The organism is Melaminivora alkalimesophila, assembly GCF_000282995.1.
In the GTDB taxonomy this organism is placed as follows: domain Bacteria; phylum Pseudomonadota; class Gammaproteobacteria; order Burkholderiales; family Burkholderiaceae_C; genus Melaminivora; species Melaminivora alkalimesophila.
This window is the reverse complement of record NZ_ALEE01000785.1, coordinates 1-8288: the sequence shown is the minus strand read 5'-3', so window position 1 is coordinate 8288 and position 8288 is coordinate 1. Positions and strand designations below refer to the sequence as shown.

The 8288-nt window shown below is 70.8% G+C and carries 9 protein-coding genes and 1 pseudogene; 4 read left to right on the top strand and 6 right to left on the bottom strand.

The window, feature by feature from the left end:
* Nucleotides 1–111: 111 nt before the first annotated feature.
* Nucleotides 112–705: a DUF2889 domain-containing protein gene (locus tag A612_RS15190; RefSeq protein ID WP_019375292.1), complete on the bottom strand. Its 594-nt coding sequence runs from the start codon at nt 703–705 to the stop codon at nt 112–114.
* 49 nt (nt 706–754) lie between these two features.
* Nucleotides 755–2188: an aldehyde dehydrogenase family protein gene (locus A612_RS15185; RefSeq protein ID WP_019375291.1), complete on the bottom strand. Its 1434-nt coding sequence runs from the start codon at nt 2186–2188 to the stop codon at nt 755–757.
* 119 nt (nt 2189–2307) lie between these two features.
* Here A612_RS15185 and ppa point away from each other — a divergent pair, with 119 nt between their 5' ends.
* On the top strand, nt 2308–2841 hold the full coding sequence (gene ppa, locus A612_RS15180; RefSeq protein WP_019375290.1) for an inorganic diphosphatase: 534 nt from the start codon (nt 2308–2310) through the stop codon (nt 2839–2841).
* Nucleotides 2842–2984: 143 nt separating this feature from the next.
* A complete protein-coding gene (locus A612_RS15175; RefSeq protein ID WP_019375289.1) occupies nt 2985–3485 on the top strand; it encodes a chemotaxis protein CheW in 501 nt (166 codons plus the stop codon).
* Between the two features lie 23 nt (nt 3486–3508).
* Here the strand turns inward: A612_RS15175 and A612_RS15170 are convergent, their stop codons facing one another.
* Nucleotides 3509–4699, bottom strand: coding sequence for a GNAT family N-acetyltransferase (locus tag A612_RS15170; RefSeq protein ID WP_051001523.1), 1191 nt, complete (start codon nt 4697–4699; stop codon nt 3509–3511).
* A 299-nt stretch (nt 4700–4998) separates the two neighbouring features.
* On the opposite strand from A612_RS15170, the gene A612_RS15165 reads away from it, so the two are divergent.
* Complete coding sequence (locus A612_RS15165; RefSeq protein ID WP_019375287.1) at nt 4999–6687, top strand: NAD+ synthase; 1689 nt, start codon at nt 4999–5001, stop codon at nt 6685–6687.
* A gap of 29 nt (nt 6688–6716) precedes the next feature.
* Nucleotides 6717–7055 (top strand): P-II family nitrogen regulator, encoded by a 339-nt coding sequence (locus tag A612_RS15160; protein WP_019375286.1) that lies wholly within the window; start codon nt 6717–6719, stop codon nt 7053–7055.
* 27 nt (nt 7056–7082) lie between these two features.
* Here A612_RS15160 and A612_RS15155 read toward each other — a convergent pair whose 3' ends face one another.
* The 3 genes and pseudogenes from A612_RS15155 to A612_RS15145 all read right to left on the bottom strand — a co-directional run.
* Nucleotides 7083–7679 (bottom strand): LOG family protein, encoded by a 597-nt coding sequence (locus A612_RS15155; RefSeq protein WP_019375285.1) that lies wholly within the window; start codon nt 7677–7679, stop codon nt 7083–7085.
* Nucleotides 7672–8088, bottom strand: a complete 417-nt coding sequence (locus A612_RS15150) for a diacylglycerol kinase (RefSeq protein WP_040437157.1) — start codon at nt 8086–8088, stop codon at nt 7672–7674. Before A612_RS15150 ends, A612_RS15155 begins: the two co-directional genes overlap by 8 nt.
* Nucleotides 8081–8288: pseudogene (locus tag A612_RS15145) on the bottom strand (hypothetical protein); the annotation flags it as partial. The pseudogene A612_RS15145 and the gene A612_RS15150, both read right to left, overlap by 8 nt.

Here is an 8288-nt window from a genome sequence, read left to right as displayed (position 1 = left end):
CCGCGACACCGGCTGCCGCCCAGGCGATCGTGCGGCGCGCCTCGGTGTTCCACTGAGGCGGGTTCCTGCGGCGCCGCCTGCGGTCGGCCGGGCGGCGGCCTTCGGGCCGCCTCAGTGGGCCGGCTGCTCCTGCTCGTCCTCCTGCCCGCACGGCTCGGGCTTGCGTTCGGCAGGGCGGTAGAACTGCGGGTAGTGCTCGCGCACCCCTTCGCCCGAGAGCGCCCAGCCGGTGCACTGGTCCAGATGGCGGGGCAGCACATCCGGCGGTGACCGGAATGCGCCCTGCACGCTCTGGAAGGCGGCCGTCGCCAGGTTGAACAGCAGCTCGCGCAGGTGCGTGCAGCCGGCCACGCCGCCGAGCCGCTCCTGGATTGCCTGGCGCCAGCCGCGCGCCATGCTGCAGCCGACCATCGCCTGCAGCCCCCGCTCGGCCTCGGTGCAGCCGCCCAGCGGATGGGCGTCCATGGACGAGGCGATGGCACGCACCACCAGCTGCGTGTCGACGGTCACGCGCAGCCACATGTGGTGGATGGGCGCGCCCGGGGCGATCTCGGCACCGCGCTCGGTCAGCGACGGCACGGGCGTGGTCTTGCTGTCGTGCAGCTCGCCCTCGATGTCCCACAGGCCGTCATCGCGTTCGAATCCCTGGTAATGGACGCGGCGGATGTGGCGGGCAATGCGGGGGACAGGCGGTGGCAGCGGCATCGACAGGGAAACGGAAACCAGATACGGAAAGAAGGAAGGACAGCCGGCCTCAGCCGTGGCGGATGGCGACGGTCTTGAGCGTGGTGAAGCCGTACAGCGCCTCGAAGCCCTTCTCGCGACCGTGGCCGCTGGACTTGACGCCGCCAAACGGCAGCTCCACGCCGCCGGCCGCTCCGTAGTTGTTGATGAAGACCTGGCCCGAGGCGAGCCGCCGCGCCATGCGCAGCTGGCGTGCGCCGTCGCGCGTCCAGACGCCGGCGACCAGGCCGTAGCGCGTGCCGTTGGCCAGTTGCACGGCCTGCTCCTCGTCGTCGAAGGGCATGGCGGCGAGCACCGGGCCGAAGACTTCCTTCTGCGCCAGTCGATGCTGCGGCGGCACATCGCGCAGCAGGGCCGGTGCCTGGTAGAAGCCCGTCTCGGGCGCCTCGTCCACCACCGTTCCCTGCGCCACCAGCGGGATGCCGGCGACCTGGGCGTCCGAGAGGAAATCCCAGACGCGCTGCTGCTGGCTCTGGCGGATGAGCGGGCCGAGGTCCAGGTCCATCGCGGCCGGCCCCACGCGCAACGCTTCGAAGGCACGGCCCAGGCGCTCGAGCAGCGGCTCGTAGATCATGGCATCGATCAGCACGCGCGAGCCGGCCGAGCAGGTCTGGCCGGCGTTCTGGATGATGGCGCCCACGATGGCCGGCACGGCCGCGTCCAGATCGGCGTCGGCAAAGACGATCTGCGGGCTCTTGCCGCCCAGCTCCAGCGTCACCGGGCAATGGCGCTCGGCGGCGGCCTGCTGGATCAGCGTGCCGATCTTCGGGCTGCCGGTGAAGCTGATGTGCTGGATGCCCGGGTGGCGCGCCAGCGCGTCGCCCACTTCGTGGCCGTAGCCGGTGACGATGTTCAGTGCCCCCGCCGGGAAGCCCACTTCGGTGGCGAGCTGCGCCACGCGCAGCAGCGACAGGCAGGCGTCCTCGGCGGGCTTGACCACGCAGACGTTGCCCGCGGCAAGTGCCGCGCCCACGCAGCGCCCGAAGATCTGCATGGGGTAGTTCCAGGGCACGATGTGGCCCGTCACGCCGTGCGGCTCGCGCCAGGTCAGCACGCTGAAGCCGTCGGTGTAGGGGATGGTCTCGCCGTGCAGCTTGTCGCAGGCGCCGGCGTAGAACTCGAAATAGCGCGCCAGCGCCAGCGCGTCCGCCCGTGCCTGGCGGGTGGGCTTGCCGCAGTCGCGCTGCTCGATGGCGGCGAGTTCCTCGGCGTGTTCGCTGATCTTCTGCGACAGCCGCTGCAGCAGCCGGCCGCGTTCGACCGGCGCCATGCGGCTCCAGACGCTGTCGAAACACTGGCGCGCCGCGTGCACGGCCGCGTCGATGTCCTCGGGCGTGCCGCGCTGGATTTCATCAAAGGGCTGGCCGTCGGAGGGGTCGAGCACGGCGATGGTGCGCCCCGAGCTCGAGGCCACGTCGGCATTGGCGATGTGGTGAAGCTGCATGGGGGCGATTGTGCGGCAGCCGCGCCGGTCGCGCGCGTCGCGCAGGTGGCTGCGCCTAGAATCCTGGGCCGCGCCGCCCGCGTGCGCGCTCCGTTTCCATTCATCCAACGCCAACGACCATGTCCCTCAACAACGTCCCGCCCGGCTCCAAGCTGCCCGAAACCTTCAACGTCGTGATCGAGATCCCCGCCGAGGCCGATCCCATCAAGTACGAAGTGGACAAGGACTCGGGCGCGGTCTTCGTGGACCGCTTCCTCAGCGTCTCCATGCGCTACCCTTGCAACTACGGCTACGTGCCGCAGACGCTCTCGGGCGACGGCGACCCGGTAGACGTGCTGGTGCTGACCCCCTACCCGTTGCTGCCCGGCGTGGTCGTGCCCTGCCGCGCGCTCGGCATGCTGAAGATGGAGGACGAGGCCGGTGTGGACGGCAAGGTCCTGGCCGTGCCCACCGTGAAGATCCTCAAGGCCTACGAGCACTTGAAGAGCGTGGACGATGTGAACCCCGCGCTGCTCAAGTCGATCACCCACTTCTTCGAGCACTACAAGGACCTGGAAGAAGGCAAGTGGGTGAAGGTGCTGGGCTGGGAAGGCATCGAGGCGGCACACAAGGAAATCGCCGACGGCGCTGCCCAGCACCAGGCCCAGGGCTGAGTCCGGCCCGGCAGGGTCGGGAGATTCTCCCTGCACGCGACGGCAGGCAATGCACGCCCCCGCGCCACGGAGATTGTTAACACAAGTAACGCGGGCTGCTATGCTGCCGGCTGACGCAAGCGAATGCAGGAGACCCCGACCCCATGACCCCCTCCTTTTCCCGACGCGCCCCGACCGCCGGGGCCGCCAGTGCCGCGGCCGAGTACCTGACCTTCCGCCTGGGCGAGGAGGAATACGGTATCGACATCCTGCGCGTGCAGGAAATCCGCTCCTATGAGCAGCCGACGCGCATGGCGCATGCGCCGGAATTCATCAAGGGGGTGATCGACCTGCGCGGCGTGATTGTGCCCATCGTGGACCTGCGTCTCAAGCTCGGCTGCCCGGCCGAGTACACGCCGTTCACGGTGGTCATCATCCTGAACGTCGCCGGGACGGTGCTGGGCGCGGTGGTGGATGCGGTGGCCGACGTGGTGGCGCTGCCGGCCGATGCCATCAAGCCGGCGCCGCAGTTCCAGGGGCCGATGGACGCTTCCTTCGTGCGCGGCATTGCGACCACCGGCGAGCGGATGCTGATCGTCGTCGACATCGAGTCGCTGCTCAGCAGCGCGGAAATGGGCCTGGTGCGCTCGGTGGCGAACGCCTGACCCCGAGGCTGCCGCGGCGGCACTCAGCCCGTGCGGCGAAAGGGGCTGCGCGCGTGCAGCTCCTGCAGGTAGTGCTCGACCCCGGCGCCCTCGCGCTCCAGGTAGCGCTCCACCGCATCGGCGAACGCGGGATGGGCGAGCCAGTGCGCACTCGTCGCCTGCACCGGCAGCAGGGCACGCGCCATCTTGTGCTCGCCCTGCGCGCCGCCCTCGAAGCGCTGCACGCCCTGGGCGATGCACCACTGCAGCGGCTGGTAGTAGCAGGCCTCGAAATGCAGGCAGTCCACCCGCTCGAGGGCACCCCAGTAGCGGCCGTAGGCGACGCGTGGCGCGCCGCCCGGTGGCCCTTCCAGGCCGATCAGGCTGCTGGCGATCGGCCGGCCCCCCCGCTCGGCAATGAACAGCAGCCAGGCTTCGGGCATGTGTTCCGCCATGCGGGCGAAGAAGTCGCGCGTCAGGTAGGGGGCGTTGCCGTGCTCCAGGTAGGTGCGCTCGTAACAGCGGTAGAAGAAGTCCCAGTCGGCCGCGCCGATGGCACGGCCGTGCAGCGCGCGAAAACCCACGCCGGCGGCCTGCACCCGGCGGCGCTCTTGGCGAATTTTCTTGCGCTTGTCCTGCGCCAGGCTGGACAGGAATTCCTCGAAGTCGCTGAAGGGCGCGCCGTGATCCGGGTGCGCGTTGTGCCAGTGGAACTGCACCGTGTGGCGCAGCAACAGGCCGGCCGCGCGCGCGGCCGCCACGTCTTGCGGGGCTCCGAACAGCAGGTGCAGCGAGGACAGTTCCTGATCTCCTGCCCACTCGATCAGCGCCTGGAGCAGGGTGAGGCGCGCTGCATCGTCGGTGGCCAGCAGGCGCGTGCCCGGCACCGGTGTGAAGGGCACCGCCAGCACCGCCTTGGGGTAGTAGGCCAGGCCGTGGCGCGCGTAGGCATCGGCCCAGGCCCAGTCGAAAACGTATTCGCCGCGCGAGTGCGATTTCAGGTAGAGGGCGCAGGCCGCGCGCAGGGCGCCGCCCTGCCGCAGCAGGGCGTACACCGGCACCCAGCCGGTGCGCGGCGTGGCGCTGCCGCTGGCCTGCAGCGCCGCGAGGTAGGCGTGGCGCATGAAGGGGGTGGGCTGGGGCTGGGCCGCCAGCAGCGCGTCCCACGCGGCGGCGTCGAGTTCGCCGGCGTCGCCGCCGATGTGCAGCTCCCAGGGGAGCGGGTTGGAGGGCATCAGGCTCATGGCAAAGGGCAGCTTCCCGCCCGCGGCCGACGCCAGGGCAGGCCGGGGCTTGCGCTTGCATCATAGGGGAAGGCCGCAGCGGCCGGGCATGGCCCCGCGGTGCCCTGGGAAGGGGAGCCGGCTGCGCCTGCCCAATAAACAGGCAGTCCGGGGGAAAGCCTTGGAAGTCAAGCACTTGCGCCCCCAATACAGCGCCGTCAGCAAGTTGTCCACAGGACTGTCCAGAGCCGCCGGGGATAAGCCCACGGGCGGGCGCATAATCGAATGCATCCTTGCCCTGCGCGCCGTCCATGTCCTTGTCCATCTGCATCGCCCAGCTTGCGCTGGCCACGGGAGATGTTCCCGGAAACACCCAGAAGCTGCTCGCCGCCGCGCGGCAGGCACACGCGGACGGCGCGCACGTGCTGCTCGCGCCCGAGCTGGCGCTGTGCGGGCCGGCGCCCCGCGACTTGTTGCTGCGCCCGGCCTTTCTCGCCGCCTGCGGCCAGGCGCTGGCGCAGCTGGCCGCGGCAACGGCCGACCTGCCGGGGCTGGTGCTGGTGCTGGGCCACCCGGCGCCGGCCCCTGCGGCAGAGGCCAAGGGCGGCGCCCTGGGAGCGGCCCCTTGCCTGAATGCGGCAAGCGTGCTGCGCGCCGGCCGCATCGAGCAAACCTGCGCCAAGCGCGGGCTGTCGAGCCAGGGCGTGTGGGACGAGCCGCGCTATTTCCGGCCGCCTGCCGACGCCGGCGAGGCCTGCGTGTTCGAGGCAGAGGGTGTACGACTGGCGGTCCTGGTGGGCGCGGATGCGTCGCACCCAGACCCGCTGCGCCAGGCGGCCCAGGCAGGGGCCCGGGCGGTGTTGGTCCCGGCGGCCGTGCCCTTCTACCAAGGCGCGCCGGTCGAGCGCGAGCAGACGCTGGCCCAGCTCGCCGCCGGCGCCGGCCTGGCCTTGCTGTGCGCCCAGCCGGTGGGTGGGCAGGACGAGCTGGTATTCGATGGCCACTCTCTCGCCGTGGACGGACAGGGCCGCACGGTGCTGCGTGCCGCAGGTTTCCGGGAAGATCGGCCTGTCGTGCGCCTGGACCCTGCCGATGGGACGGCGGCGCTGGCCGCAGCGGCGCCCGTGGGGCCCTGGATGGATCCGCAGGAGGCGCTGTGGCGTGCGCTGGTGCTGGCCGTGCGCGACTACGTGGAAAAGAACCGCTTTCCCGGCGTGCTGCTCGGCCTGTCGGGTGGCATGGATTCGGCGCTCGTGCTGGCGATCGCCGTCGATGCCCTCGGCCCGGAGCGTGTGCGCACGGTGATGATGCCCTCGCGCTACACCGCCGACATCAGCCGCAGCGATGCCCAGGACATGGCGCAGCGCCTGGGCGTGCGCTACGACGTGATCGCGATCGGCCCCCTGTTCGATGCCTTCAGGGCGGCGCTGGCGCCGCAGTTCGCGGGCCTGCCGGAAGACACGACCGAGGAGAACCTGCAGGCGCGCAGCCGCGGCACGCTGCTCATGGCCCTGTCGAACAAGCTGGGCCACGTGGTGCTGACCACCGGCAACAAGAGCGAGCTGGCGACGGGCTACTGCACGCTGTACGGCGACATGGCGGGCGGCTTTGCCGTGCTCATGGACCTGCCCAAGACCCAGGTCTATGCGCTGGCGCGCTGGCGCAATGCACACGACCCCTTCGGGGTCGGCGCCAACCCCATCCCCGAGCGCATCATCACCCGCCCCCCGAGCGCCGAGCTGCGCGAGGACCAGACCGACCAGGACAGCCTGCCGCCCTACGAGGTGCTGGACGCCGTGATCGAGCGCTACATGGAGCGCAACCAGTCGGTCGAGGACATCGTCCGGGCCGGCTTCGAGCGCGCGGTGGTGCAGCGCGTGGTGCGCCTGATCCAGACCAATGAATACAAGCGCCACCAGGCGCCGGTGGGCCCGCGCCTGACGCGCCGCGCCTTCGGCAGCGATTGGCGCATGCCCCTTACCCATCCGTTCCGCGACTGACCGGGCGCGGGCCGACCCAGGAGTTTTCCATGCACATGATCACCGCCGTCATCAAGCCCTTCAAGCTCGAGGAGGTGCGCGAGGCCCTGGCCGAGTGCGGCGTGACGGGCCTGACGGTGACCGAGGTCAAGGGCTTCGGGCGCCAGAAGGGCCACACCGAGCTCTACCGCGGCGCCGAATACGTGGTGGATTTCCTGCCCAAGGTGAAGATCGAGGTGGTGGTGCGTGCGGCCGATGTGGAGCGCTGCGTGGACGCCATCGTCGCGGCGGCGCGCAGCGGCAAGATCGGCGACGGCAAGATCTTCGTCACGCCGGTCGAGCGGGTGGTGCGCATCCGTACCGGCGAACTGGACGACGCGGCCATCTGAAGGCCGCCCGCCCCGCGCCGAAGCTGCTCAGATCACGCTGCGCAGCGGCTGGCGCACGCCCTGGCGCACACCGGCTTCCTCGACCAGCGCCTGCAGCAGGGGCTCCACCTCGCTGCCCGTGCGGATCAGGCCCATCTGCCACTCGCCCATCAGGCCCTGGTCGACGCTGTGCTGCAAAAACTGCAGCAACTGGGCGTAGTAGCCATCGACGTCCAGCACGCCCACCGGCTTGTCGTGGTAGCCGAGCTGGCGCCAGGTCCAGACCTCGAACAGCTCCTCCAGCGTGCCGATGCCGCCGGGCAGTGCAAGGAAGGCGTCGCTGCGCTCGGCCATCATGGCCTTGCGCTCGTGCATGGTCTGGACGATGTGCAGCTCGTCGCACAGCTGGTTCGCCAGCTCCTTGTCGACCAGCGACTGAGGGATCACGCCCACCACGCGGCCGCCGGCCACGCGCGTGGCCTCGGCCACCGTACCCATCAGGCCGCTGCGGCCTCCGCCATAGACGAGCTGACCGCCGTGGCGGCCGATGAAGCGCCCGACGGCGGTGGCGGCCTCGGCGAAGAGCGGGTTGCTGCCCGGGCGCGAACCGAGGTAGACACAGACGGAAAATGCAGGCTCAGCCATGGCTTGTGATCCTTTGGATAAGGGCCGCCGCCCAGGTGCCGCCACACAGCAGCAGGCTCAGCAGGACTGCGGCGCTGCCCATGTCCTTGGCGCGGCGCGACAGCTCGTGCCAATCCGGCCCGATGCGGTCGATGGCGGCCTCGACGGCCGAATTCAGCAGCTCGACGATCAGCACCAGCAGCACGGTGGCGCCCAGGAGGGCCGTCTCCACCCAGCTGCGCCCCAGCCAGCCGGCGAGCGGCAGCAGCACCAGCGCCAGGCAGGCCTCCAGCCGGAAGGCTTTTTCCCGCCAGCCGTCGCTCAGGCCGCGCAGCGAATGGCGCGTGGCGTGCGCCAGGCGCAACAACCCGGTGCGGCGCTTGTGGGCGGCCGCAGCCGGCTCGGGAACAGGTGCGGCCGGCTCAGCCACGCCGCTTCGCCCACCAGGGCCTGGAAGGCGGCCGCGGCCCGACCTCGTGGTGGATCAGCCGCGTGCCCGCTAGCGCATCGTGCAGGAACTGCCGCTGGGGGTGAAAGCGACTGAGCAGCGCCCAGACCGCGACCCAGCCACACAGGACGACCAGCGCCTCGCCGCCCGACAGCCCGAAAGGCGCGATCGCCGCCAGTGGC

Bases quoted from the DNA above. Each gene is read 5' to 3' on its own strand.
- A612_RS15165 (WP_019375287.1), top strand. From the start codon at position 4,999: ATGTCCTTGTCCATCTGCATCGCCCAGCTTGCGCTGGCCACGGGAGAT.
- A612_RS15175 (WP_019375289.1), top strand. From the start codon at position 2,985: ATGACCCCCTCCTTTTCCCGACGCGCCCCGACCGCCGGGGCCGCCAGT.
- A612_RS15190 (WP_019375292.1), bottom strand. From the start codon at position 705: ATGCCGCTGCCACCGCCTGTCCCCCGCATTGCCCGCCACATCCGCCGC.
- A612_RS15170 (WP_051001523.1), bottom strand. From the start codon at position 4,699: ATGCCCTCCAACCCGCTCCCCTGGGAGCTGCACATCGGCGGCGACGCC.
- A612_RS15185 (WP_019375291.1), bottom strand. From the start codon at position 2,188: ATGCAGCTTCACCACATCGCCAATGCCGACGTGGCCTCGAGCTCGGGG.
- A612_RS15160 (WP_019375286.1), top strand. From the start codon at position 6,717: ATGCACATGATCACCGCCGTCATCAAGCCCTTCAAGCTCGAGGAGGTG.
- A612_RS15155 (WP_019375285.1), bottom strand. From the start codon at position 7,679: ATGGCTGAGCCTGCATTTTCCGTCTGTGTCTACCTCGGTTCGCGCCCG.
- ppa (WP_019375290.1), top strand. From the start codon at position 2,308: ATGTCCCTCAACAACGTCCCGCCCGGCTCCAAGCTGCCCGAAACCTTC.